This window comes from Enterobacter sp. A103, assembly GCF_034427535.1.
Classification (GTDB): Bacteria; Pseudomonadota; Gammaproteobacteria; order Enterobacterales; family Enterobacteriaceae; genus Enterobacter; species Enterobacter asburiae_B.
Genome location: NZ_JAXQPQ010000008.1, coordinates 118053 through 139746, shown reverse-complemented (window position 1 = coordinate 139746; position 21694 = coordinate 118053). Strand labels below are relative to the sequence as shown.

At 53.7% G+C, this 21694-nt stretch carries 21 protein-coding genes and 1 tRNA gene; 8 read left to right on the top strand and 14 right to left on the bottom strand.

Going from position 1 to position 21694, the window contains the following annotated elements; all coding sequences use genetic code 11:
* Window positions 1-2: 2 nt before the first annotated feature.
* From SPH27_RS18760 to SPH27_RS18735, 6 genes are read right to left on the bottom strand one after another with little or no spacing between them, the layout of a single operon-like run.
* Complete coding sequence (locus tag SPH27_RS18760; RefSeq protein WP_322435763.1) at window positions 3-1013, bottom strand: fimbrial protein; 1011 nt, start codon at window positions 1011-1013, stop codon at window positions 3-5.
* Entirely contained in the window at window positions 1013-1531 is a 519-nt protein-coding gene (locus tag SPH27_RS18755) for a fimbrial protein (protein ID WP_182071906.1), read from the bottom strand. Before SPH27_RS18755 ends, SPH27_RS18760 begins: the two co-directional genes overlap by 1 nt.
* Complete coding sequence (locus SPH27_RS18750; protein WP_182071907.1) at window positions 1522-4047, bottom strand: fimbria/pilus outer membrane usher protein; 2526 nt, start codon at window positions 4045-4047, stop codon at window positions 1522-1524. Before SPH27_RS18750 ends, SPH27_RS18755 begins: the two co-directional genes overlap by 10 nt.
* 23 nt (window positions 4048-4070) lie before the next feature.
* The gene (locus SPH27_RS18745; protein ID WP_087823666.1) at window positions 4071-4748 is read right to left on the bottom strand and encodes a molecular chaperone; all 678 of its coding nucleotides are present in this window, start codon (window positions 4746-4748) and stop codon (window positions 4071-4073) included.
* Between the two features lie 52 nt (window positions 4749-4800).
* Window positions 4801-5385 (bottom strand): fimbrial protein, encoded by a 585-nt coding sequence (locus SPH27_RS18740; RefSeq protein ID WP_032661969.1) that lies wholly within the window; start codon window positions 5383-5385, stop codon window positions 4801-4803.
* Window positions 5386-5438: 53 nt separating this feature from the next.
* The gene (locus SPH27_RS18735) at window positions 5439-6041 is read right to left on the bottom strand and encodes a helix-turn-helix transcriptional regulator (RefSeq protein WP_087823667.1); all 603 of its coding nucleotides are present in this window, start codon (window positions 6039-6041) and stop codon (window positions 5439-5441) included.
* Window positions 6042-6747: 706 nt separating this feature from the next.
* Here SPH27_RS18735 and SPH27_RS18730 point away from each other — a divergent pair.
* The 5 genes from SPH27_RS18730 to SPH27_RS18710 all read left to right on the top strand — a co-directional run bounded on the left by SPH27_RS18730 (window position 6748) and on the right by SPH27_RS18710 (window position 11002).
* Window positions 6748-7509 carry a winged helix-turn-helix domain-containing protein gene (locus tag SPH27_RS18730; protein ID WP_182071908.1) on the top strand — a complete coding sequence of 254 codons (762 nt, stop codon included), beginning with the start codon at window positions 6748-6750 and terminating at the stop codon, window positions 7507-7509.
* A gap of 1 nt (window position 7510) precedes the next feature.
* Window positions 7511-7990 (top strand): hypothetical protein, encoded by a 480-nt coding sequence (locus SPH27_RS18725; RefSeq protein WP_023309865.1) that lies wholly within the window; start codon window positions 7511-7513, stop codon window positions 7988-7990.
* Between the two features lie 129 nt (window positions 7991-8119).
* Complete coding sequence (locus SPH27_RS18720) at window positions 8120-9118, top strand: GlxA family transcriptional regulator (RefSeq protein WP_232938874.1); 999 nt, start codon at window positions 8120-8122, stop codon at window positions 9116-9118.
* Window positions 9119-9203: 85 nt separating this feature from the next.
* Window positions 9204-10202 (top strand): class I SAM-dependent methyltransferase, encoded by a 999-nt coding sequence (locus SPH27_RS18715; protein WP_167819659.1) that lies wholly within the window; start codon window positions 9204-9206, stop codon window positions 10200-10202.
* A 356-nt stretch (window positions 10203-10558) separates the two neighbouring features.
* Window positions 10559-11002, top strand: coding sequence for an acetyltransferase (locus SPH27_RS18710; RefSeq protein WP_182071909.1), 444 nt, complete (start codon window positions 10559-10561; stop codon window positions 11000-11002).
* A 32-nt stretch (window positions 11003-11034) separates the two neighbouring features.
* On the opposite strand, the gene SPH27_RS18705 is transcribed toward SPH27_RS18710, so the two are convergent.
* The 4 genes from SPH27_RS18705 to SPH27_RS18690 all read right to left on the bottom strand — a co-directional run bounded on the left by SPH27_RS18705 (window position 11035) and on the right by SPH27_RS18690 (window position 13147).
* Entirely contained in the window at window positions 11035-11622 is a 588-nt protein-coding gene (locus SPH27_RS18705; RefSeq protein ID WP_233476969.1) for a hypothetical protein, read from the bottom strand.
* Window positions 11619-11984, bottom strand: coding sequence for a tlde1 domain-containing protein (locus SPH27_RS18700; protein ID WP_072051083.1), 366 nt, complete (start codon window positions 11982-11984; stop codon window positions 11619-11621). Before SPH27_RS18700 ends, SPH27_RS18705 begins: the two co-directional genes overlap by 4 nt.
* Before the next feature lie 9 nt (window positions 11985-11993).
* Complete coding sequence (tssD, locus tag SPH27_RS18695; protein ID WP_182071911.1) at window positions 11994-12479, bottom strand: type VI secretion system tube protein TssD; 486 nt, start codon at window positions 12477-12479, stop codon at window positions 11994-11996.
* A 371-nt stretch (window positions 12480-12850) separates the two neighbouring features.
* Window positions 12851-13147: a SymE family type I addiction module toxin gene (locus SPH27_RS18690; protein WP_069733369.1), complete on the bottom strand. Its 297-nt coding sequence runs from the start codon at window positions 13145-13147 to the stop codon at window positions 12851-12853.
* Window positions 13148-13238: 91 nt separating this feature from the next.
* Between SPH27_RS18690 and SPH27_RS18685 the strand changes: the two genes are divergently transcribed.
* Window positions 13239-13430, top strand: coding sequence for a toxin-antitoxin system HicB family antitoxin (locus tag SPH27_RS18685; RefSeq protein WP_045631216.1), 192 nt, complete (start codon window positions 13239-13241; stop codon window positions 13428-13430).
* Between the two features lie 43 nt (window positions 13431-13473).
* On the opposite strand, the gene SPH27_RS18680 is transcribed toward SPH27_RS18685, so the two are convergent.
* The 3 genes from SPH27_RS18680 to SPH27_RS18670 all read right to left on the bottom strand — a co-directional run bounded on the left by SPH27_RS18680 (window position 13474) and on the right by SPH27_RS18670 (window position 15803).
* Window positions 13474-14385, bottom strand: coding sequence for a retron St85 family RNA-directed DNA polymerase (locus SPH27_RS18680; RefSeq protein WP_071891649.1), 912 nt, complete (start codon window positions 14383-14385; stop codon window positions 13474-13476).
* A 317-nt stretch (window positions 14386-14702) separates the two neighbouring features.
* Window positions 14703-15581 (bottom strand): retron St85 family effector protein, encoded by an 879-nt coding sequence (locus SPH27_RS18675; RefSeq protein WP_069303464.1) that lies wholly within the window; start codon window positions 15579-15581, stop codon window positions 14703-14705.
* A 127-nt stretch (window positions 15582-15708) separates the two neighbouring features.
* A tRNA-Sec gene (locus SPH27_RS18670) sits at window positions 15709-15803 on the bottom strand.
* Between the two features lie 288 nt (window positions 15804-16091).
* Here SPH27_RS18670 and SPH27_RS18665 point away from each other — a divergent pair.
* Entirely contained in the window at window positions 16092-17483 is a 1392-nt protein-coding gene (locus tag SPH27_RS18665) for a glycoside-pentoside-hexuronide family transporter (RefSeq protein WP_182071913.1), read from the top strand.
* Window positions 17484-17495: 12 nt separating this feature from the next.
* The gene (gene yicI / locus SPH27_RS18660) at window positions 17496-19814 is read left to right on the top strand and encodes an alpha-xylosidase (RefSeq protein ID WP_182071916.1); all 2319 of its coding nucleotides are present in this window, start codon (window positions 17496-17498) and stop codon (window positions 19812-19814) included.
* Between the two features lie 60 nt (window positions 19815-19874).
* On the opposite strand, the gene SPH27_RS18655 is transcribed toward yicI, so the two are convergent.
* The gene (locus SPH27_RS18655; RefSeq protein WP_182071917.1) at window positions 19875-21578 is read right to left on the bottom strand and encodes an AsmA family protein; all 1704 of its coding nucleotides are present in this window, start codon (window positions 21576-21578) and stop codon (window positions 19875-19877) included.
* Window positions 21579-21694 lie beyond the last annotated feature (116 nt).

Sequence of the window (21694 nt, the reverse complement as noted above, 5' to 3'; positions counted from 1 at the left end):
CCCTACTGGTAGGAAAACGTAATGCTGGCCAGCGCGTTGGCCGAGCCGGGGACCAGTTCGCCGGTTCGGATGTACTGCGCCTGGAACGGTAACGTGAGCGTCTGCGCCGCCGTGGTGCTCTGGATGAAGAACTGGCCGGTCGCACCCGCGGCCGAGCTGTCCGGCCCCATCGTCAGCGGCCCGCTGCCGTTGTAGAAAAACTGCACCCCAACGCCGGACGCCGTGGAATCTCCGGTCAGGGTCACCACCGACGAGGTGTTCGACGGCGTGGTCTGATCGGTCATCACGGCGTGAACCGCTACGTTCGCGTCGCAGGTCAGGCCGACGGTAAACGTCCCCGATGGCGACGTGCTTCCCACCGTGGGCAGGGGGCGAATATCAATGGTGCCCAGCGCCACGCTGGCGTTTTTGCTGCCGACCGTACACCCGCTGGCGGTCACCGTGATGGTGGTCGGGCTGATGATCACCTGCGCCGTTTTCGTTTCGTTGTTATAGGCGGTGAGCACCGCGGCGTTGATGGTCGGGATGTTATAGACGCCGGATTTCAGGGCGGCACCGGTTTTAATAAAGGTGACCTTTGCTGACCATCCCAGATCCTGGGCAAACCCACTGGTGCCCTCTGCCGGGTAGCTTTGCGTGATACCGGTTTGCAGGGGAATATATTGCGTACTCTTAAAATCCTTCAGCCCGATGATATACCCCACGCCCGGTACGCCGGTCTCAAAAATGGTGTAATTCGCGCCGTCGACGGTGACCGTCGCACCGCTTGAGATGGCGCTGCTGCTGGGCTGCAGCGTGCCTTTGTTGCAGGTAAAAATAAGCCCGCACCAGAACACCTGCTGCACGCTGGCGGTGGCGCTCCAGGTCGAGCCGATAATGCTGCCCGGCACCACGGAATCCGCTGGCCCGCTGTAGGTCATCGGCTGAGGGGAGAGCGTAATGTCCGATTTCCAGTCCAGAGCCTGCACGCTGGCGCAGAAAAGTAATCCGCTGAGAAGAAACGCTAAACGCATCATAGATACTCCGTTGTCCAGGTGGCGAGGGCTGACACATCACCGGCGCTCACGGGTGCGCCAGTGGCAACCAGCTGCGCGTAGAAGGTCATCTGTACGCTGTCATCCCCCGCCGTTCCGTATGCGGTGGTCTTTGTATTCAGGGGAATGAGTACGCTCTCTTTATCGAGGATCTGTACCGCCACGCCGGTAGCGCCACCGTCGGCAATTTTCAGCAGCTGCGGGTTGGCATCATCCGGCGTACCGCTGAAGCGGATTTTTACGCCAGCAAAGGTTGGCCCGCACGCTTCAAGCCTGAGCGTGAAGGGCGTTTTGATATTGCTGACGGCCCCGGCACGGCTGAACTGTTTAATACCAATGGTGCCCAGCGGCACGTTCTGCTCCCCGGAGTCCTGCGCCACCACGCAGGTGTTGCCGATCAAATTGCCGGTGACGGAAACCAGCACGTCATATCCGCGAACGGGGAGCGTGAAAACCAACAGCAGCGCAAGGCAGCCGATCCGAAGCGTTACTGACATACCACCTCCTGAGAATAAAGACCGGTGCGGACGTTATAGTTCTGCTTGTTTAAGGCGTAGGTAATGGCGCAGCGCTGGCGGCTGCCGCGGCCCCACACGGCGTTCAGCGTGCCCTTCTCTGACAAACCGGAGAGATACAGGCTGCCGCCATCGCCAACGATGCCGCTGGTTTTGTCATCATCGAGCGAGACCAGCGTGCCGAAGGGGAGCACGTCGTTGCCGTGACGTACGATAAACATCGCTTTTGCCCCCTGGTGCGTGGTGAAGGTGGCGCGAACCAGGGCGCCATCGGTAGGCGTTTTGTTGGCGATGGCGTTTTCCAGCTCCACGTCGTTGCCGGCGGTCGTCACGTCCAGCGCGACCTGGTTAACGCGGTACGGCGTGGCGTACGGGATCACCGCGTAGCCACGGCCGTCCGTTTTGATGCCCTTATGGTTAAGCACGGCGACATTGCTGGCCCCCGGCGCTTTCACCAGAATGTTGGTATTTCCGAGCGGCTGGCTCAGCGTCAGGCCATCTTCATGCACTACCGCGCCGCCGCTGATGCCGTAGCTGAGGTTGCGGGAGTCGCTGGCGTAGCTGTAGCCCAGGTTGTAGTCTCCCCACGCGCCTTCGTACTGCAGGGTGGCATCGCCGCCGTAGTGCTGTCGGGAGCTGTAGCGCTGGTTGACGCTATAGAACAGATTCTCCTCACCCGGCAGGTAGCCGCTCACGCCCGTGCTGGTGGTTGTGCCGGTGGAATCCGCATGGGTCGTGGTAAAGCGCGCGCGGGTCGACAGCGTCGGGTTGCCCAGCGGGACCGAAATCGACATCGACAGGATGTTATCTTTCTTGTCGTCATACAGGCTCGAGCTTCGCTGGACGCTGACGCCAAGCGACACGTTGCGAAACGTGGCGTTCCACGCAAACTGCAGGCTTTGCGTGGTATTTGACGTGTTCCAGTAGGTCTGCTGATCCCACGACAGCGACAGCGAGCCGTATTGTCCCATCGGCTGCGACAGCAGCAGCTGGTTTTTTGCCTTACGCGACATGCGCAGGTTGTACACGGTGTCGTATTGGGTGGTGACGGTGCCATCGTCTTCCACCGTCTGCTTTGGCGATCCGCCCGACATGCCTTTGTACGTGGTGTCGCTGAGGGTATAAAACCCTTTCGTGGAGTAGCGCAGCGAGAAGAAATTCACCCGCGTGCCAATGTCGTTCAGCAGCTTGCTGTAGCGCAGGCGCACCGAATCACCGGTATAGTGCCGATCGTCCGCCAGCTGGCTGCGGGCGTGGGTCAGGTCGATGGAGTAGGCGCCAAAGCGGCCGAGGTTTTGCCCAAAACCGAGGGCCAGGCCGTTATAGCGATCGGCAAACTGCGCCCCGCCGTAAAACGTCAGGCCGTATCGCCAGCCGTAGAACAGCTCGCCCTGCGCGAAAGCGGGCGTGTCCTGATTGCCCGTCGGACGGTATTTCCCGGCGCCGAGGGCATATTTCACCTGTCCGTTACGCACCAGGTTCGGCACGCTGGCAAAGGGGAGCGTGTATTGCGTTTTGCTGCCGTCGTTCTCCTGAATGGTGACCGCCAGATCGCCTCCCGAGGAGGTCGGGTAGAGATCTTTCAGCACAAACGCCCCCGGCGGGACGGAGGTTTGATAGATGATGTTGCCGTTCTGGCGAACCGTGACCGTGGCGTTGCTGCGCGCGATGCCGCGAACTTCAGGTGCATAGCCGCTGAGGCTGGCGGGCAGCATGTTGTCATCGGTTTTCAGGGCGATACCGCGCAGGCCCACGGAGTCGAACACCTGCGCCGAGGTGTACGTTTCCCCGGCATACACCTGCGCGCGCAGGGCGTGAATATCGCGCTGCAGCCAGGTCTGCACGTGGGTGAGCTCATTGCTGTCTTTGGTCCACGTGGTGAAATCACGCAGCCGCCACGCGCCCAGGTTGACGCCGCTGTTGAGGCTCGCAAACAGCTGCTGTTCCCGCGTGCGCGTCTCGCCGCGATACTCATTGTTCGAGCCATTGACCACGTAATTCAGCCACGCGGCAGGAATGCCCGCCTCCCAGCTTTCCGGGCTGACGTACCCGCGCGGCAAATTGCGCATCGCACTTTGCGGTACGGTGAAGCTCAGGGTGAGCGTCTTCTGGTCCAGATCAAACTGCGTATCCGCAAATGCCTTCGTTAGGAAGATGCAGCGCTGCGCCAGCGGCAGGTCGCCGCCCTTCGCCTGATGGCTATCGATGCCCAGCGCGGCGAATTGTTCAGGCGTGAGGCAGGGCAGCGCTTCACCCGTGCCGTCTTCAGCAAGGCGGAACGTGACGTTTCCCGTGAACGCATAATTCGTATTGATATACACGTTGAGGTTGTAATCACCCGGCGGCAACGCGCTCCCGGCGTTGACCCAGGCGAGATCGGCGCTGTTTGCGCTCTCGCCGTTGAGGAACGCGGGGTTAAATTGCAGCTCGCTTTCAGCAGCCACGGCTTGCCGAATCACCAGGGAGATCACCGTGGCGCACAGGATTTTTATTTTCACGTGGTCACGCCTTACTGTTTTTATTATTGGGATAACGACGCGCGCGTGGCGGGGGTCCATGCCCCGTAATCGTTAATGGTCTGATAGCTCATGCTGCCCGCATGGCTGAAGGTTTCGGCCAGGGTCACGCTGCCTTTCGGGGGCACCATCACCGGCTGCACCGGCATACCGTCAATTTTCACGTTGATGGTGGTGAGGTAGTACGGCGTGGGGTTGCTGAGCGTGACTTTTCCGGCGCGGTAGGCACCGGCCAGTTTTTTCCACGCCTCTCCCGGGCTCTCGCTGAGTCCCTCCGGGCGATAAAAGACCTTGATGCGGTTAGCCGACGCAAACTGCAGCGTATTCCCGGCGCCGCTTTTCGCCTGCTGGGGGATGGCTTTGACCGTCATCCAGTAGAGCGTCTCCCGATCCGCTGGCAGGGCTTTGCCGTTAAACATGATTTTCACCGCGCTTTCGCTGGCCGGTTTTATGACGTACAGCGGCGGCGTGATCGCGAAGTCGTTGGTGCGCTCGCCTTTCTCATTCTCCATCCACGACTGGATGAGGAACGTAGCGTCGGGATGGGTGTTTCTCACCTGCATCATGGCCTGGCTGGTGGCGCTGGAGTAGACCATTCGCGTTGCGCCCAGCCCCACGCCGCCGGCATAGACGGCGGAGGAACATAACGCACCCGCCAGGCAAATCCATGTGTTTACGCGCATAGTGTTTCTCCTGAAAGCTAAGACAGGCCCGGCCGCAGACCGGGCCTGAAGATTACGAATAGGTCACGGTGTAGGTTGCGACGGCGCTGGCATCACCCGCGGTGGCGCCGCCCTTCGGCGAGTAATATTTCGCGCTGAAGTTCAGGGTGTTGGCACCCTTACGCAGAGGGATGGCCGCAGCAGGTTCACCCAGGTTCACCACGTTGCCCTGCTCGTCATAAAGGCGAATAGCCACGTTTTGCGCAGAGTTGGCGCTGCCGTTTGCTCCGACGGACAAGCTATTAACATCGGAAGTGTCCGGCGTGCCGGTGAAGGTGACGGCCACGGTTGTGGCGGCAATCGGGTTCTCATCCGTAGAGGCTGAGGTATCGGCGATTTCGCAATCTTCCAGGGTGATGGCAAACGCTTTTGCCGTGCTGGCAACGCTGCCTGCCGTCTTCAGCGTTGCGGTACGCACTTCACCCATGTCCACGTCAATGTTGGCGCTTCCTGCGCTGATGGCGCAGGCGGAGGTCACCACTTTGCCGCTAAAGTTCACCGTGCCGCCGCTGGTGCCGGCAGCCAGGGCCGTGCCCGCTGGCAGTAATGCCGCAATAGCGATCGCGAGCAGCGTTTTATTATTGAATTGAGCTTTCATTGTCCTGATTCCATTATGGTGTTATGTCGAGATTTGCTCTGAAAGCAGCAGGTCTAACTGGTTAAAAAGACCAGCAAATCTGTCTTGTTCCTGAGCCCGAGTTTTCTTATCGCTGAGCTTTTTAACGCGCTGACACGACGGTAAGAAAGCTGCTCTGTTTCGGCGATGTAACGCATATCCAGACCCTTTCGCAGTTCCTTCAATACCCTCCATTCACCCGGCGTCAGCGATAACGCCGTGGGTTTTTTTAGTGGGCGATAACGGCTATCGACCATTTTTAATACGCTGGCTCGCCAGTGATAAAGCGGGTCCTGCAGCGAGAGATAGGCGTCTATTTCACCGCGTATCCACAGCCAGGAATTTGCCGGTGCGGAATACATGCAAATAAGTACGTCGGGATAAAGTACTTTCATCTTCCTGATATATTTCAGGCAGTCATATCCCGCGTGATATTTCTCCATGCCGGATAAAAAAATCACGTCTACCGGTGCGGCTGCGAGTATCGTTTCGATCTCCGCGTAATTATCGATCGATGCTGTAATCTGCATAGCCGGGACAATATTTTTTAATAACGCGGCGATCCCCTGGCGCGCAAAGTGATCTCCACCCAATAGCGCGATATTTAAATGACGTGTGTTGTTGAGCTTATTCGCCATGTCATTCCCTCGATTTATAATTGTAATGAGACTCGTCTGTCTGGCAGAACGATGCCTGTATTTTCGAAGCAATTAAGCATTGCACGGTGTGAGCCCACTATACTCAGGGCGTAAAAGAGGTAACCTGAATTAATCTTAATTTGTTTTAAGTACGGTTTAGGTGTAGCGTCAATTTCTCCTCGCTGAACCGGCTTTTGCTTATTTGCCTGTAAATAATCATACCGGTAGTTTTTATTGAAAAGTTGGCTTTAATAAATGTTTTGTAAGGAAATAGTCTGGAGACGTCATGCGACGAGGGTTGTTACTGACGGTGGCTAACAGTTTCGCACCGAAATTGTTAATTAAGACGACAGCTTTCGAATTGGTCGTAATTTCGAAACCCGCTGGCAGAGCGCGTCCTCTCTGCTTTTGATTAAAAAAACAAATTAAGCGCGCTGAATAATTCAGACAATGATGGCTAAAGCGTTCAACGGGCGCCTTTGTCGAGTTTTGTCAGTGTCAAGACGGCTTAAAATGGCGGTTAAGAAAACTTCAGACTGGTCAGATAAAGAGAAAGGAAAAATAAGATTTTTCGCCAGGCGCCAGGATATACAGTTGCGCATTTATCCGTCACATTAATCCTTACACAGGCGAGGGATACGCAGGTTAACCGTGAAGGGAATCTACTGGAGCAACAGGCGTTGACCGGAGGTATTTAGCCCATTCTATGCATAAGCATTACATTATTAATGGCCTGGTAGAGTTTCATCCAGCGGCCAGCACATTACGCGATCTCAACAATCCTGACCGGGTGGTGGTATTAAATTCCCCGGCGGGGCGCTGTTTGTTGTTATTAATAGAAAGAGTCGGAAGTATTGTGACTCAACAGGAGTGCATGGATATTGTCTGGCAGCGCCGGGGGATGCTGGTTTCGCCTAATACCTACTACCAGAATATTTCTATTCTGCGTAAGGGGCTGAAGAAAGTGGGGTTTGAAACCGATCCGATTGTCACTATCCCGCGCATTGGACTGACGCTCGCAAGCGATACGCAAATCACCGTTAAAGAGACGCAGCCGCAGGCTGATGAGGAAGAACGTGCTGCTCCGGATGCCGCCGAAGAGACCGTCGCCCCGACGGCCCCGACACGCCGCTTCTGGCTGCCGGGCGCGCTGGTGCTATTGCTGATGCTGGCTGGCGTGAGCGTTATCAGCCATAACCTGCTGCATGACAGCTATTTCGTCGACGGGTACCGCTTCGCGATGAAGATGGGCGAATGCCAGCTCTATTTTTCTCGCGATATTGAAACGCAGCGCGACAGGGATAAAGCCCTGGCCTATGCCGCCCCGTTTAAGGACCAGTGCGCTAACTATCCCTGGGTTTACGTCAGCGGCTACATCCTGCTGCCTCGCGCATCGGTCATTCGCTGTGACAGGCCAATGACGGAACCCAACCGCTGTATGTCCGATTATTTTATAGAGGATCGCTAGTATGGTTCGCTACCGTCAAACGCTTGTTGCGCTCTGCCTGTGCCTGTTGATGGGGGCTGTCGTGGCAGCGTATTACCTCTGGCATCGCCATTACATCCAGCCCTTTTCCTGCCAGGCGAACTTTATTCAGCATCACCGTGATGAAACGCTCTCGCTGTGGCTGAATTACACCGTGGAGGGCAACAGCGGAATACTCAGTATGAATGGCCGGTTGAAAAGCGATCCTACGAAGACCCTGAATCGCAAAGTTTTCTTTCAGATTGAGCGCAAAGACAGCGTCTATAATCTGACGTCCATACGCAATATGAAATTTCCGGACGACAACATCAGCGACAGCTGGCTGGAGAAGTACGAGCCCTTATTTTTTATCTATCCGAATAAGAATATTTATATGCGTATTAAGAAACAGCAGAATGAGAATTATTTATTTATTCTGGGAACGCTGCCGACCTATGTGTGCCACACGTCAAAAAACGGATAGCGACAGGGAGAAATGTTTTTAAGTTTTTGCGGGCATCATTTATGCTTGATTTAACAGCCAGGACCTATCTTAGGAAAATATAACAGCGGCAATAATGTTGCGATAATGTAATTATTCTTCGGCAAGTTAATGAAAAATATAATTGATGATAGCGTCAGTATGACGCCTGCACGGAATAAATCCCTGCATATGGGTTTACTCCTGTGGCCCCATTTCTCGCTTTTCGCATATTCAGGATTAATAGAGGCGTTACGTATTGCATCCAGCGTCCAGAAGCGTAGCCAGAAAATACGCTTTAAACTCAGCCTGATAAGCACCTATCCCGACTTACCGGTAGTCAGCAGCTCAGGGCTCAGCGTGCGGCCCGAGGCCGCCCATGCGCCGCCCGGCGACTTCGACTATATTGCGGCGATCGGCGGAGGTCTGGAGCATCTTCACCAGGGACACCGTGGCGACAGAGCGTTTCTCACGGAGGCTTATCACAACAACGTTCCCCTGATCGGTATTGGTACCGGCAGCTTTATTCTGGCGGAGGAAGGCTTACTGAACGAGCGCCGCGCCTCGATTCATCCTCATCACCATGACGTTTTCACGCAACGCTTTCCGCAGGTTTATGCTGAGCAAGGCCTCGATTTTATCGACGAAGGCGATGTGCTGACCTGCCCGGGCGGGATCTCAACGCTCACCCTGGTAACGGCGCTGATCCGCGCCCACGGGGGAGACGACATTGCGGCCACCACCTCCCGGCGGCTGTCCCTTCCTCCGCATGACGCCGCCACGCCGCGGCCCGCGAATATCGCCATGATCCCTGATTCACGGCTGCGCAGGGCGGTGACGATCGTCGAACAGTATCTGACTCACCCGCTGAACGCCGCCAGGCTCGCGCAGGACGTTAAGCTGAGCGAACGCCAGCTTAACCGCCTGTTTCACGCCGAGTTTGGCAAAACGGCGCGGGAATTTATTCGCAGCGCCAGGCTGCGCTATGCCTGCTGGCTGCTGAAAAACTCTCAGCAAAGCGTGACGGATATTGCGCGGCGGATGCGGTTTAGCGACTGCGCCCATTTTATTCGTCATTTTCAGACCGAGTACGGCTGCACGCCGGGGGTATGGCGCACGTCGCAGAACTGATGCACCTATTTCGTGCTTTCTTCGTAGGGTATTACTGGCTCGCCTGGATAGACTTCCGTTAAAAGCCTAACGGAGGGAAGACGACATGAACTGGCAGCCTTTTCGCGGCGATGCACCGGAAAATATGACGATTTTCAGCGCGTCATTTCCCGACGTCAGCGACCAGTGGCCGATGAAAGACGACGCTGCCCGTGAAATCGCCTCCCTTGACCGCGCCCTGAAAGCCGAGCCTGCGCTCCGGCCTCCGAGGGTGGAATACGACGAAGGGGGGCAGGCCGTGCTTGTCCCGCAGAACCGCTATTCCGAACAGGCCTTCCGCAACCGCCCGGCGCTCACCGCGTGGCGCACCCGGCTGGTGCCCTCCGCGCTGGCGCTGTTTGTGGTGCAAAACCCGCTGGAGGACCGCCTGCCCGACGGCACGAAAATGGACAGCGACAGCCGCCAGTGGTTTATCCACGCTAACGATGCGGTTGGCGTGCGATCCCGCGCCAGGGTGCTGGCCGCGCTGGTGGATAAGTACATTCATAATGAGAGCGAGAACAACTGGGTTAGCCTCGCGAGCGGTGCCGCCATCCCGGTGCTGGAGGCGCTGCGCGAAGCAAAGCTCGACGGCCAGCGTGTATATCTCACGCTGGTGGACAAAGACCCGGTGGCGCTCAGCTGGGCCGAAACCATGGCGGCGCAGGAAGGGATTGTGGTGGGCGAACAGCTGACGCTGCTCAGGCGCAACCTGCTCCATACGCTGGTGCGTAACGAGGACCTGCTGCTGGAGCTGGGCGAGCATCAGGCCGAACTGGTCGACGCGCTGGGGATTTTTGAATACTTCAACGATACCGATGCGGTGATTTTTCTCCAGCGCGCGCTGCGGCTGGTTAAGCCCGGCGGCGCGGTGATTGTGTCGAACATGCTCACCAGCAGCCCGCAAATTGACTTTGTGCTGCGGGGTATCGGCTGGGAGGATATTCACCCGAGATCGTTACAGCAGCTGCAGGATATTCACCTCGCGGCGGGCGTACCGGTGGAAAACGTCACCGTGGTGGTGCCGAAGGACGGGGTGTACGCGGTGATGGAGATTAAGGTTTAGCTCGAACGGTGTGGGATGACAAACCGCACAATCGGTTCCCTCTCCCTTGAGGGAGAGGGCTAGGGTGAGGGGGAACAGGGCGCAACAATATTTACCGTTCCTCAGTTGTTCGGTTAAACCGAACAACTGTCATGAAGGATTGACTCGTTTCCCTGTTCTCATTCCCAGGTGATGATTCTTACTTGCCATGATCTATCATTTGCCTGGTTTCCTGAACCAACTTTAGGGCCATTTCCTTGATACGCTCTCTACTTTCAGATGTACCAGAGTTTATAACTTCATTTAAGGTCTTCGTTTTATTGCCTCCATGCTTCTGGATACTTGATTTAATCTCTGCGCTCTATAATGATCCCCCCATGAAAATAGAAACCGCACTCCCTACACACTTTGAACGTCTGGTCGCGATCTGGGAATCCTCCGTCCGCGCCACCCATCACTTTTTACAGGAAAGCGATATTGCGGCGTTGCGCCCGCTATTGCTTAACGCCTATCTGCCTAACCTCAAGGTCGTGATCGCTCGCGATGACGCAGGCGTTATTCACGGCTTTTTAGGCGTGGATGAAAACCGCATTGAAATGCTGTTTGTTGATGACGCGAGTCGCGGGAAGGGCGTCGGGAAATTGCTGCTGCAACACGCCACCGCAGCGTTCGGCGCGAACGAAGTGGACGTGAATGAGCAGAACCCGCAGGGCGTGGGATTTTATCGCCATATGGGGTTTGAGCAGGTCGGGCGCTCGGAACTGGACGGGCAGGGGAATCCGTTTCCGCTGTTGCATATGCGGTTGGGTGAGCAGGTTTAACGCCCTCTCCCTCTGGAGAGGGAGTCTGCAAGCTAGTTACTGGTAATTTGCCCGATGATTACGCCACGCACTTTTTCGCCATCGAAGTAATAAGAGACCGTATTACTCTGGATGAATCCATTCTGTACTGGCGTCTCCTGATAAAAAAGCATCGCTTTCTTTTTGGCTATCTCTTTCTTGCCGAACAATGCGACTAAATTGCCATGCGTCGCATTTAATAATGGAACATTAGCGACCGAGACTCTGACAGGTTCCGTTGTTTTAGCACACTCGTTATGGATGCCATCTTTGGCTATAACTAGCGCAGTTAACAACCCTGCACCCATTTCGTTATCAGAAATGAACCAGTAATTCGTGCCATCGTCGTCATGAAGACAGACCCAGCGTGCGGAACTGTCTTTGTTGACCGGTGTGATGGAGATGTCTGCCAGATGAGTAACTTCCATTCGTACGGCTTGCTTGCCTATAGTGATGGTTGGGGAAAGGGGCACTGTTGTAGAAATTTCCGTCAGCGAGCCGTCTTCATCGTAATACTGGGCCGCAAAGCCGGTCATTCCCGTTGCTGAGACGTGCGAACTCACTGCAACGAGTAACGGCAATAAACAAAATAAACGCTTCATTTGACAATTAATACCGTATCGTTGCTTTTCCAGATACTTCTTCTGGCGCTCAGAGGAGCAATGATGCATCCTTCTGAAGAGTCGTCAGGGTGCAAACTGCTTTTACCATGTATTTTAAATGAGTCCCTACCACACATATCATTTGTCGAATAGGGTGTGAGGCTGAGAGTATATTTCCCGGTGTGGGCTGAATTATGAGGGGACCCAATAGTGTAGGTACCTCGTGGCAGCGGTCCGCTATTTTTTACACATTCTTGTGACGGATCGTTTTTGTAACCACTTGCACCTGCGTAATCAGCATCAAATTGGTAGACACCATCCAGATAAAATTTATGCTCTTTTACATCATATTCCCAGGACATACTTTCTCCTTAAGCGCGTTCTTTCCAGGTATCAGAGTGAATGATGTTTCCATCAATGTAGTGCCATGTGATTTTTTCATATGTCAGATCTACATATTCATGGTGTGTATAGTGTTCGTTTTGCGGATGTTTAATATCAAACATGATAGGTTCAATTTGAACTACTCTTGCGTTTTCTAATGTTGTCTTAAAGTAAGCCTCTTCGAGTCCGTTATAGTTGATTCTGTAAAATATGAAATCTGCCTTTTTAAGTGTTTGCCCAGTACACAAGGCTTTGTATAGATAAGAGGATGATGAATCAATCTCTTTCATGAATGCATAGGTACTACAAATGCGTTTTGCAGTGATTTTACCGGAGAATTTATCTATAGGTTGTTCTATAGAATGCATAAATTCAATCACTTCTATTGAACCTTCGCGATCCTTTATATCGACAGATCCATTAATCCTCCGACCTGAATCATCCTCAAGCCATAAGTAAACAGGTATAGCCATCTCAATCTCCTTTTATAGACTGAGGGAAACTACTCTTCATTATGGATTTAAATTGTGACTTTCATTTCAAAATAGAAAATAAAATATGGAAGTGGGACTTAAAATTGCTCTTTGCGACGTATAAGTTTCTCAGATGGGTTTTTAAAGATTATAACGTTGAATTATGATTTCGTTGCCATCGTAAGAGAAATGCTAACTTAAAATAGCATCAGGTATTGAAATGATGAATGTCATCAAATATTGAACTTGTAAGTTAGCATTACATGTTGGGTTCGATTGCTTTTTGGAGGTTATGGAAGAAATCTGGCATTCCATATTGTTTTTTATGTTGGCTGCATACTCAGCAGCCAACTGGATAACAGCAGGAACGATTATGATAATTGCAGGCTCGCCAGCGTGCTCTCGATCTGGCATAACTTTGCTTTAGTGCGTTTGTAATCGTCCAGAATCCTTTGCTCCTGCTCGTTATACGCCACCAGAACGATGCACCCTTTCATCACCTTTACCGTGACCTGCTGTCCGGTATCAAAACCCGCTGCGCGCAGCCACTTGCCGGAAAGGATGATTTTCGGCGTGGATTTGTCGAAAACATTCGGGCGGTATCCCACAATTAACGAACGCTCGGTTCCGGATTGGTCGGTGTCTGGGGTAGAATGCGAATCAGCCATAATCAACTCCTTGATAGTTGGTGAGGTTAGACGCTCCGGTTGTGTTCCCGCACATCGGAGCGTTGCAAATACAGGAGGTTTAGGTGGCCTCATGTCAATCATATCGCGCGAAAAAAAACCAAAAGGCGGTGGGCAGTCTCCGCAGTTTAAGATGCGTATTGATCCGGCATTGAAGGAGCAGTTGGATGCTGTGGCGGCTGAGGAAGGTGTGAGCCTCGCCAGCTGGTTAAAGGAGCTAGCGAGGGAGGCTCTGAGGCAAAAGGGAGTAACTCCAAAAGGATAAAATAAGATAAAATTTTGGAAAGTATTAAGCTTAATAATCCTAATTACAACTTTTTATAGTATCGTAATAGCTTATCATGCCTTTCTAAATCAACGCTTTTAATAAAAGCTAAGATGCCAAGAATAATTTCTTTGCTATTAGGATCACCTTTCTTAGAAAGGTGAAATATTTTATTTCTATAAGAGTTATAACTGTTCTGACCGATGCCCAATTTAGGGGTTGCTATAATTCCAGTAATTTCTCTTCGGGAGCGTGGTCCAGAAAGCATTTCTTTCTTTTTGTTTATTGAGTAACCCTCCTCACAAATGATTAACTTAACAACGGTCCAAGCTTTTTTTATAACACTAAGTTTATTACCTGATATTGATATATCATCTGCATATCTGGTATAGGTAAGCGCATGTCTATCACAATATTTCCCAATTCGCTGATCCATTCTCAAAGAAACAAGATTTGATAAGCAAGGAGAAGAGGGGGCACCTTGTGGTAGATAGCCGTTTAAAGTACATATAGATGTTAAATGGAAAGCTATTTTTTTGGAGTAACCAGCGGCTCTGAAAATAGAGTAAACATAGCTCGCTTTAATGCTAGGGAAAAAATCTTTTATATCCAATTTTAGAATATATTGATTTCCGGAATGCGGCTGAACGTTTTGTTTTAATGATATGCCTGATATAAAACCAGTGGCATATGGTGATGACTGCAGTTTTTCGAGAATATTACGTAATATCCATCGTTGCAAAGCTTTTAACTGTCGATTTGGGCTATCAATTGACCTATAACCACTAGTTTTTTTTGGTACTTTGATGTGACAATAGTATCGAGAGTTATCAGTTAAATATTGCGAAAGCAATGCATGTGGCAGTCGTGTCTTAACGGAAAGATCTTCTATGCTTTGTAAGATGGGTAAGGAAAGTAACCTTTGAGTATATAAGCTTTGAGAGTGTTTGGCCAAAATAAGCTCCAAATTAATAAAGCGTAAATGGTGCTAACTCCTAACGGCTAAGGAGAGCCAGGCAGGGCTTAAAAACCCTGGCGCACAGGGTTTTTAAGCCCTGATTGGCTCGTAATGCGCACGAGGCGCCAAAACCACTGGGGGTGGGTTTGGCGAATCGATCGCATTACCATGTTACAGCTAAATTGTAGGACTAGAGGTAATGCTTCTCTATCCTCTGGAACGTCACACCGCATTTAAGGCCTTGCGCGTATGATTAGTTCCCGCTTAGGAGTTAGCTTAGTCATTATTCTATAAACAGAAATGAATGTCTACCCCTAAGGAGACAATTGTTTATTCATTATGGTAACTCTTAAGCTACTTATTTCATTTAATGCATAATATTTATTTTGTATGTCCAAAAAACCACGGCTAGTAATTGAGAATTCATCGCCAATCTTCTCGATAAATAAAGATCTTGTAAGTGAATGTATGGCCGCTTTACATCCAATAACCTCTTGATTGGTTAGTTTTCTTTTGGTAAGTATTAATGCCATTAATTTATGGATAGCATTCATAGATAAGCTATCGAAAAGATAGATTAATAATAATATATGGTTTTGATACAACAGGATGTTATTTATTGATTTGGATTTTCTTCCTGATGGGATCATTTTTTTTACAGTCTTCAATATCGAAGATGTATGCTCTATTTTTTGATTATCAAATTTACTTTGTATGTCTAATATTTTTCCTTTATAAGATCTGACAAGTCTGATCGGGCCATGATTAATGAAGCTCTTATCGCTTTTATATTTTTTAGGCCGCAATACGAGCATTTTTTCTGCTAGTTCTTTTTGCGTTGAAAAAGCACCAAGCTCTGCGAAAGAACCAGGGCTTTCTGGGATTAGGATTATTAAGTCTACTGCTTCAGCTAATTGTTGCTCTAAAGATAATAAGCTGTTACTTGCTTGCCCCTCTAATAGATCTTCAAAAAGATCTTCGGGATATGCCAGCTGATAATTAGTTTTTTGTTCTAGTAGTTGAGATATTTTAAAGCGAAAACTTTCTTTGTCAGATTTATCTTTTCCACAAATAAAGATAACTTTTTTTGTATCATTAATACCATTTGTAATAATGTTTATGATGGAGTCAATATACTTTCTTAAATCTTGATCTGAAAATGACTCTATATTTATAGGCATGTGTACGGACATTTTTTTTCGTCTTCATGTAATCAGCCAATAAATTTATTCTGCCATAAAAAAAAGCTTGTGTATATTTTCTATTAGTGAAAACGGGGATTAAAGAAGCTGAAACGCCAAAATGCACTAATTCAACTTTTGGCGGAAGATCACAGGAGTCGAACCTGCCCGGGAACGCTGGCGTCCCCAACTGGATTTGAAGTCCAGCCACCTCACCGGAGATGACGATCTTCCGCGCCTCGATTGCTACATGGAGGCGGGGCGCATTATAGCTACTTTCAGGCATTTACCACATACCCAGACACACTTTTTTCACCTCTCTTTTGACCTGCACACCCCTGTTTCAGTTAATTCCTAAGAAAATCCTCATGTTAGCCCCTCGGGTTCCCAACATTTACCGCGATCACAAAAAACAAGAAACGTAATCTGCTAACCAGAAAACGCAATACCCGCTCCTGAAACAATGGTTTAAAACTCTGTAACCGGTCTCAGCGCCCCCTACAGCGTGAAGGATAAAAAAAGATGAGCGAAGTGTTGTCAGTAAAAGAGAAGATTGGCTACGGCATGGGAGACGCCGCCAGCCACATCATTTTTGATAACGTCATGTTGTACATGATGTTTTTCTACACCGATATTTTCGGCATTCCCGCCGGGTTTGTCGGCACCATGTTCCTGCTGGCGCGCGCGCTGGATGCGATCTCCGACCCGTGCATGGGGCTGATTGCCGACCGCACCCGCAGCCGCTGGGGCAAGTTCCGACCGTGGATCCTGTTCGGCGCCATCCCGTTCGGCATCGTCTGCGTGCTGGCCTACACCACGCCGGACCTCAGCCTCAGCGGCAAAATGGTTTACGCCGCCGTTACCTACACCCTGCTGACCCTGCTCTATACCGTGGTCAACATCCCCTACTGCGCGCTCGGCGGCGTGATCACCAACGACCCGACGCAGCGTATCTCCCTTCAGTCCTGGCGCTTTGTGTTGGCGACGGCGGGCGGCATGCTCTCCACGGTGCTGATGATGCCGCTGGTGAACCTTATTGGCGGCGACGATAAGGCGTTCGGCTTCCAGGGCGGGATTGCCGTGCTGTCGGTCGTCGCGTTCCTGATGCTGGCGTTCTGCTTCTTTACCACCAAAGAGCGCATCCAGGTGCCACCGAGCACCACCTCCATGCGGGAAGACCTGCGCGACATCTGGCACAACGACCAGTGGCGCATCGTCGGCGTGCTCACCATCCTCAACATCCTCGCCGTCTGCGTGCGCGGCGGCGCGATGATGTACTACTGCACCTGGATCATGGGTTCGCCGGAGGTGTTCGTCGCGTTCCTCACCACCTACTGCGTCGGCAACCTGATCGGCTCCGCGCTGGCGAAACCGCTCACCGACTGGAAGTGCAAGGTCAGCATCTTCTGGTGGACCAACGCCGCGCTGGCAGTGGTCAGCGTGGCGATGTTCTTCGTCCCGATGCACGCCACCGTGCTGATGTTCGCCTTTATCTTCGTCATTGGCGTATTGCACCAGCTGGTGACGCCGATTCAGTGGGTGATGATGTCCGATACCGTCGACTACGGCGAATGGACCAACGGCAAACGCCTGACCGGCATCAGCTTTGCGGGCACGCTGTTCGTGCTGAAGCTCGGCCTGGCGCTGGGCGGAGCGATGATCGGCTGGATGCTGGCTGGCGGCGGCTACGACGCGGCAGCCAAAACCCAGAACAGCGCGACCATCAGCATCATTATCGGCCTGTTTACCCTGGCCCCGGCGGTCTGCTACGTGCTGAGCGCCATTATCGCCAAGCGCTACTACACGCTGAAAACCCCCTTCCTGACCAAAATTCTGGGCGAGCTGGCGCAGGGCGCGCGCCGCAATCAGCAGGAGTTTGAAACCCTGCCGGTCAGCAAAGAATTACAGAACTAAGAGGACGCAAGCATGAAAATCGGTGATGGAAACTGGCTTATTCAACCGGGCCTGAACGTGACGTATCCGGTTCAGGTGTTCGACGTGGAGCAGCAGGGGAATGACCTGGTGGTGTACGTGGCGCCGCGCGACGTGCGCGAACGCACCTGGCAGCTCGACACGTTGATGTTCACAGTGCGCCTGTTTTCCCCGCAGGAAGGGATTGTCGGGGTGCGCATCGAGCACTTCCAGGGCGCGCTGAATAACGGCCCGCACTATCCGCTGAACGTTCTGAAAGACGTGAAGGTAGAGATTGAAAACAACGCCGGGTTTGCCGAGCTGAAAAGCGGCAGCGTCAGCGTGCGCGTCACCAAAGGCGAGTTCTGGGCGCTGGATTTCCTGCGCAACGGCCAGCGTATTACCGGCAGCCAGCTGAAAAATAACGGCTACGTGCAGGACAGCAATACCGACCGCAATTACATTTTCGAACGTCTGGATCTGGGTGTGGGGGAAACGGTCTACGGACTGGGCGAGCGCTTTACCGCGCTGGTGCGCAACGGCCAGACGGTCGAAACCTGGAACCGCGACGGCGGCACCAGCACCGAGCAGTCCTACAAAAATATCCCTTTCTACCTGACCAACCGCGGCTACGGCGTGCTGGTGAATCACCCCGAGAACGTCTCGTTTGAAGTCGGCTCCGAGAAGGTCTCCAAAGTGCAGTTCAGCGTGGAAGGGGAGTACCTCGAGTACTTCGTGATCGACGGCCCGACGCCGAAAGAGGTGCTGAACCGCTATACGCGGTTAACCGGGCGTCCGGCGCTGCCGCCTGCCTGGTCGTTCGGCCTGTGGCTCACCACCTCGTTCACCACCAACTACGACGAAGCGACGGTAAACAGCTTTATCGACGGCATGGCCGAGCGCGACCTGCCGCTGCACGTCTTCCACTTCGACTGCTTCTGGATGAAGGCCTTTCAGTGGTGCGATTTCGAGTGGGACCCGGTGACCTTCCCGGATCCGGAAGGGATGATCCGCCGCCTGAAGGAGAAAGGGCTGAAGGTCTGCGTGTGGATTAACCCATACATTGGCCAGAAATCCCCGATCTTCCGGGAGCTGAAAGAGAAGGGCTACCTGCTCAGGCGCCCGGACGGCTCCCTGTGGCAGTGGGACAAATGGCAGCCGGGACTGGCGATCTATGACTTCACCAACCCGGAAGCGTGCCGGTGGTATGCCGACAGGCTGAAAGGCCTGGTGGAGATCGGCGTCGACTGCTTCAAGACCGACTTCGGCGAGCGTATCCCGACCGACGTGCAGTGGTTCGACGGTTCCGATCCGCAGAAAATGCACAACCACTACGCCTACATCTATAACGAGCTGGTGTGGAACGTGCTGAAAGAGACGGTGGGGGAGGAAGAGGCGGTGCTGTTTGCCCGTTCGGCGTCCGTGGGTGCGCAGCAGTTCCCGGTGCACTGGGGCGGCGACTGCTACGCCAACTATGAATCCATGGCCGAAAGCCTGCGCGGCGGGCTGTCGATTGGCCTGTCCGGCTTCGGGTTCTGGAGCCACGATATCGGCGGGTTCGAAAACACCGCTCCGGCGCACGTCTATAAGCGCTGGTGCGCGTTCGGGCTGTTCTCCAGCCACAGCCGCCTGCACGGCAGCAAATCCTACCGCGTGCCGTGGGCGTACGATGACGAGTCCTGCGACGTGGTGCGCCACTTCACCCAGCAGAAGTGTCAGCTGATGCCGTACCTGTATCGTCAGGCGGCGCTGGCCCGCGAGTTCGGCACGCCGATGCTGCGGGCGATGATGCTGGAGTTCCCGGACGATCCGGCATGCGATTACCTCGACCGCCAGTACATGCTGGGGGATGCGGTGATGGTCGCGCCGGTGTTCTCCGAGGCGGGCGACGTGCAGTTCTACCTGCCGGAAGGACGCTGGACGCATCTGTGGCATAACGACGAAATTCAGGGCAGCCGCTGGCATAAGCAGCAGCACGATTTCATGAGCCTGCCGGTCTACGTGCGCGACAACACCCTGCTGGCGCTGGGCAACAATAATCAGAAGCCGGACTACGCGTGGAACGCGGGGACGGCCTTCCAGCTGTTTAACCTGGACGATGGCGCAACGGCGGTGAGCGAAGTGCCTGCGGCGGACGGCTCAGTGGCGTTTACGCTGAAGGCGTCACGTCGGGGCGACATCGTGACCTTTACCGGCGCGGGAGACGCGCAAAACTGGTCCGTGTGCTTGCGCAACGTACAGAAGGTGAGCGGCGTAAAAGGTGGTTCACACGCGGGCAGCGAATGGGGTGTGGTGGTGAAAGCGGAGGGGGATGAGGTAGTGGTTCACCTCTGAATCCCCTCACCCTAACCCTCTCCCCAAAGGGGCGAGGGAATGGTTTGCTCCCTCTCCCTTTCAGGGAGAGGGCTGGGGTGAGGGTGGTGTTGAAACCACACCGCCCGTCATCGTCTGCTGCACCTGCTGTTTATCCATATTTACCGCGTTCAGCTTGCCGTTCACCGTTGGCTTCAACGGTGCGCTGGCCTGCACGCTGCCGCTGGCGGTGAGCTGAATATTGCCGTCGCCCGTAATCGGCAGCGCAGGCCAGCCCCACTGCTGCAGCACGTTGAGCGGCACGCCGCGCCCGTTCAGGCTCACCGTGGTCTGTCGCTGCGGCAGCTGAGAAACCGTCGCCGTGGCTTCCAGAATGCCTTTCTCGGTAAAGGCGCTCAGGTCGGTAATGTTCACCGTGGCGGCGTTCGCATTCAGCGCCAGCGACGGACGGCGCACGTCCACGCGGTTAAAGGTCGCCGCCGCGCCGTTGAAGGTTGCGCTGCCGCCCCAGATGCCCCACTGGCGATCTTTCACCAGCTGCAGGTTTGCGCCATAGCCGTCCAGAGAGGTGATCTGCCACGGGAAGGCGGGATCGATGTCGATCACCAGGTTGCGGCTCAGGCCGAATTTTTGCAGCGTGACGCTGTTCAGCCATTCCGGCAGAGGCTCCATCCACAGCGTTTTCCAGTTCTGCGGCAGGGTGTACTCCAGCCCGGCGATGGCAACATCGTCCAGCACCAGCGCTTTACCGTCGCGCAGCCAGTTACCGGACGTGCGCACCATGCCGCCTTCCCAGCGGGAGGTGAACTGTCGCAGCGCCATGCCCTGCGGGGAAAACTCCGCATTCAGGATCGGGTCGAAAAGATGCAGCGAGCCGTAGATAAACTCGCTGGCGTTCATGGACAGACGGCCTTCCTGGCTCTGCCAGTCGCCTTTGCTGAGAGTCAGGTTGCGCAGGCTTAAATCGAGATCGGTCACCGCCCAGTCCGGGCCCTGAAGCCGGGCGTCGGTCACGTCCAGACGACCAATCTGCAGAGAGGGAATAGTGGCCAGCGGCGCGAAGAACGCCATCAGCGTTTTATCGCTCTGCAGGCGAATTTCGTTCAGGCGCATCGTGTCGATAATCCAGCTCCCGTCGGCGTTGCGCAGGGCGGAGCCGGTAAGCGAGCCACGGGCCATGTCGGCACCAATCGTTTTCAGCACCACTTCCTTGCCGTTGAGCTGGCCCTCGATCAGCACGTTGGTCGCCGGTACGCCGTTCAGGGTCAGCGAGCCCGCGCTCATCTGGATCTGCGCGTTGTTCCCCAGCACGTTGCCCGCTTCCGGCTGCCACGGGCTGACGCCGCCCGTGACCTTCTGCGCGCTCAAGTCCCATTCAGTATTCGGGCTGTTAAAGGCCATGTTGTTCAGCTGCAGGCGATCCGCCTGGAAAGGCAGCGGTGCCGTTTGGGGCGAGAGATTCAGCGTGCCGTCGAACAGGGTGATGGTGTCCATATGCAGCGGATCGGTTATCTGGCGGCTGCTCAGGCCGATATCGACTTTTTTGGCTACCAGCGTGGCGGGTTTACCGTCCCGACCGAAGGTGACGTTTTCCAGAATGATGTGGGAAGGCGACGAAAAGCGGTGATTCATCTTGTCGAAACTGAGTTCGTAGTCGGTATTCACCGTCACCCAGCTGCTGACCTGAGACGCGCCCCAGCGGGTCTGGAGCAAAATGTAGAACGCCAGCAGCACAATGAGCAGGGCTACCAGAAGATAGATGAGGAGCTTTCCAATAAATTTCATGGTCTTCCATCCCGCAAAACGCACATAAGGGAGTTATGCACGATTTATGCGCAATCCTCAAGGCGGGAATGGTGTAATTAGATGTCACGGCAGGCATTGGCTGCCTGCCGTGAAGA

Excerpts from the sequence above, each read along its gene's own strand:
- SPH27_RS18760 (WP_322435763.1), bottom strand. The coding sequence starts at position 1,013 with ATGCGTTTAGCGTTTCTTCTCAGCGGATTACTTTTCTGCGCCAGCGTG.
- SPH27_RS18755 (WP_182071906.1), bottom strand. The coding sequence starts at position 1,531 with ATGTCAGTAACGCTTCGGATCGGCTGCCTTGCGCTGCTGTTGGTTTTC.
- SPH27_RS18745 (WP_087823666.1), bottom strand. The coding sequence starts at position 4,748 with ATGCGCGTAAACACATGGATTTGCCTGGCGGGTGCGTTATGTTCCTCC.
- SPH27_RS18740 (WP_032661969.1), bottom strand. The coding sequence starts at position 5,385 with ATGAAAGCTCAATTCAATAATAAAACGCTGCTCGCGATCGCTATTGCG.
- SPH27_RS18735 (WP_087823667.1), bottom strand. The coding sequence starts at position 6,041 with ATGGCGAATAAGCTCAACAACACACGTCATTTAAATATCGCGCTATTG.
- SPH27_RS18730 (WP_182071908.1), top strand. The coding sequence starts at position 6,748 with ATGCATAAGCATTACATTATTAATGGCCTGGTAGAGTTTCATCCAGCG.
- SPH27_RS18725 (WP_023309865.1), top strand. The coding sequence starts at position 7,511 with ATGGTTCGCTACCGTCAAACGCTTGTTGCGCTCTGCCTGTGCCTGTTG.
- SPH27_RS18720 (WP_232938874.1), top strand. The coding sequence starts at position 8,120 with ATGAAAAATATAATTGATGATAGCGTCAGTATGACGCCTGCACGGAAT.
- SPH27_RS18715 (WP_167819659.1), top strand. The coding sequence starts at position 9,204 with ATGAACTGGCAGCCTTTTCGCGGCGATGCACCGGAAAATATGACGATT.
- SPH27_RS18710 (WP_182071909.1), top strand. The coding sequence starts at position 10,559 with ATGAAAATAGAAACCGCACTCCCTACACACTTTGAACGTCTGGTCGCG.
- SPH27_RS18705 (WP_233476969.1), bottom strand. The coding sequence starts at position 11,622 with ATGAAGCGTTTATTTTGTTTATTGCCGTTACTCGTTGCAGTGAGTTCG.
- SPH27_RS18700 (WP_072051083.1), bottom strand. The coding sequence starts at position 11,984 with ATGTCCTGGGAATATGATGTAAAAGAGCATAAATTTTATCTGGATGGT.
- tssD (WP_182071911.1), bottom strand. The coding sequence starts at position 12,479 with ATGGCTATACCTGTTTACTTATGGCTTGAGGATGATTCAGGTCGGAGG.
- SPH27_RS18690 (WP_069733369.1), bottom strand. The coding sequence starts at position 13,147 with ATGGCTGATTCGCATTCTACCCCAGACACCGACCAATCCGGAACCGAG.
- SPH27_RS18685 (WP_045631216.1), top strand. The coding sequence starts at position 13,239 with ATGTCAATCATATCGCGCGAAAAAAAACCAAAAGGCGGTGGGCAGTCT.
- SPH27_RS18675 (WP_069303464.1), bottom strand. The coding sequence starts at position 15,581 with ATGTCCGTACACATGCCTATAAATATAGAGTCATTTTCAGATCAAGAT.
- SPH27_RS18665 (WP_182071913.1), top strand. The coding sequence starts at position 16,092 with ATGAGCGAAGTGTTGTCAGTAAAAGAGAAGATTGGCTACGGCATGGGA.
- yicI (WP_182071916.1), top strand. The coding sequence starts at position 17,496 with ATGAAAATCGGTGATGGAAACTGGCTTATTCAACCGGGCCTGAACGTG.
- SPH27_RS18655 (WP_182071917.1), bottom strand. The coding sequence starts at position 21,578 with ATGAAATTTATTGGAAAGCTCCTCATCTATCTTCTGGTAGCCCTGCTC.